Raw genomic sequence first — 669 nt, 5'->3', positions numbered from 1 at the left:
GCTGGGCCTGCACGCCGGCCACCTGGCCTACATCATCTACACCTCCGGCTCGACCGGCCTGCCCAAGGGTGTCATGGTCGAGCATGCCAACGTGACGCGCCTGCTGGCCGCCACCGACCACTGGTTCGGCTTCAACGCCGACGACGTCTGGACCCTGTTCCACTCGGCCGCCTTCGACTTCTCGGTGTGGGAACTGTGGGGCGCGCTGGCCTACGGCGGCCGCCTGGTGGTCGTCGGCGCCCTGTGCGCCCGCGCCCCGGCCGAGTTCTACGCGCTGCTGTGCCGCGAACGCGTCACCGTGCTCAACCAGACACCGAGCGCCTTCAAACAACTGATCGCGGCCCAGGCCGCGGCCGGGTCCGAGGCCCATAGCCTGCGCACCGTCATCTTCGGCGGCGAGGCGCTGGAGCTGCGCAGCCTGGCCCCGTGGATCGCCGCCAACCCCGGCGGCAACACCCGCCTGGTCAATATGTACGGCATCACCGAGATCACCGTGCACGCCACCTACCGCGAGATCACGCCGGCCGACGTGGACGCCGGACTGGGCAGCCTGATCGGCCAGCCCCTGCCCGACCTGCGCGCCTACATCCTCGACGCCCACCGCCAGCCGGCGCCGATCGGCGTGACCGGCGAACTGTACATCGGTGGCGCCGGCGTCGCGCGCGGCTA

The 669-nt window shown here is 71.2% G+C and carries 1 protein-coding gene; it reads left to right on the top strand.

Annotation, left to right across the window (positions count from 1 at the left end):
- A partial coding sequence (locus KVP70_RS33130; RefSeq protein WP_217946696.1) for an AMP-binding protein occupies positions 1–669 on the top strand: 669 nt, incomplete at both ends.

Origin of the sequence: Duganella violaceipulchra, assembly GCF_019166075.1 — a bacterium.
GTDB classification, from domain to species: domain Bacteria; phylum Pseudomonadota; class Gammaproteobacteria; order Burkholderiales; family Burkholderiaceae_D; genus Rugamonas; species Rugamonas violaceipulchra.
Note: the sequence above shows the minus strand (reverse complement) of the source record. Positions and strands in the feature narration are given on the sequence as shown.